This window comes from Microcoleus sp. OTE_8_concoct_300, from assembly GCF_031383065.1.
In the GTDB taxonomy this organism is placed as follows: domain Bacteria; phylum Cyanobacteriota; class Cyanobacteriia; order Cyanobacteriales; family Microcoleaceae; genus Microcoleus.
In genome coordinates this window covers 1-1264 of record NZ_JANMZH010000591.1, presented here as the reverse complement: position 1 = coordinate 1264, position 1264 = coordinate 1, and the positions used below count along the sequence as shown (strand labels likewise).

Sequence of the window (1264 nt, the reverse complement as noted above, 5' to 3'; positions counted from 1 at the left end):
TTGTTTTTGTTGGGAAGTTACAGCTTTACTAAAACCTCTTGCCATTGATAGCACCCATAAACTACAACAAACTACATTGAAATTTAGTCGGATTTAACTGTAGCATATTTTGGGTTCCAGTTAAGATGCGTTTACCCTGTAATTTGCCCAACCTCTGATAACAGGATTCAACTTGCTAATTAGAGCAGCTTGAGGTGCATTCTTATGGTTGTCTATTACTTCAGCTATTTTGACAAGATGAGCTTTGGTTTTTGTGTTTGAGGGTGTGATTAATGTTTTAAAACCTAGTGGGATTCCTTCGGAGCTATATGCACTTCTGTAGTTTCCTACTTTGTGTTGTTGAATATGGAATCCTAAGAACTCAAACCCAACATTTCCATTAATTTCATTGAGGGTGTGGGTTAATTTTGTTTTACTTGGTTTTAATTCCAGTCCCATGTCACTCAACCAGTTAGCTATTATCTCTTGACATTCCTTGACTACGTTTAAATCCTTATGGATGATCACGAAATCATCGGCATATCGGATTAAACTTAAGGCTTGGCGATTATCTCGCTTTTTCCCTTTTAGTGTTTCCGCATATTGCTTGATTCTCTCTTCCATACCATGCAGGGCAATGTTCGCAAGTAACGGAGAAATGACTCCGCCTTGTGGTGTACCATCATTAGTGGGGAATAAAGAACCCTGGTCACAATACCCTGCTTTGAGCCATGCTTTAAGCTGTCGGTTTAAGGTAGGGTATGTACTTATTTTGGAGATTAAAGCTTTGTGGTCTATACGGTCGAAGCATTTTGAGATATCGGCATCAAGTACATATTTGGGTTTCTTATTGATGCTAGTATATATTGCTTCGATTGCGTCGTGACAGGAACGTCCTGGTCTAAAACCATAACTGTTTGGCTCGAATTTAGCCTCCCATTCTGGTTCTAACGCTAGCTTGACTAACGCTTGTAATGCACGGTCGTTTATTGTGGGTATTCCTAATGGTCTAGTTTCAGTTGAACCCGGTTTGGGGATATTAACTCTACGAGTTGGTTTCACCTTATTGGTCAACTTTAACTTACCTACAAGATTCATACGTTGCTTTGGGGATAGAGATTTGATTCCGTCTACACCCGCCGTATTTTTGTCGGGTAAGGAGGAACACGTCGCCGCGTCCTCCTCCCCTAAGAACCGGACTTGACAGTTTCCCATCATCCGGCTCAAGCCTCCAAAACCTCAGAGCGTTTGCCTGTATGTATGTGCTTGTGACAGGCTTTGTGAA

Annotated in this window: 1 pseudogene; it reads right to left on the bottom strand. The window is 41.1% G+C overall.

The features are described 5' to 3' along the window. Positions 1 to 138: 138 nt before the first annotated feature. A pseudogene (ltrA, locus tag ACUVJL_RS27440) lies at positions 139 to 1128 on the bottom strand (group II intron reverse transcriptase/maturase); the annotation flags it as partial. Between the last annotated feature and the right edge of the window lie 136 nt (positions 1129 to 1264).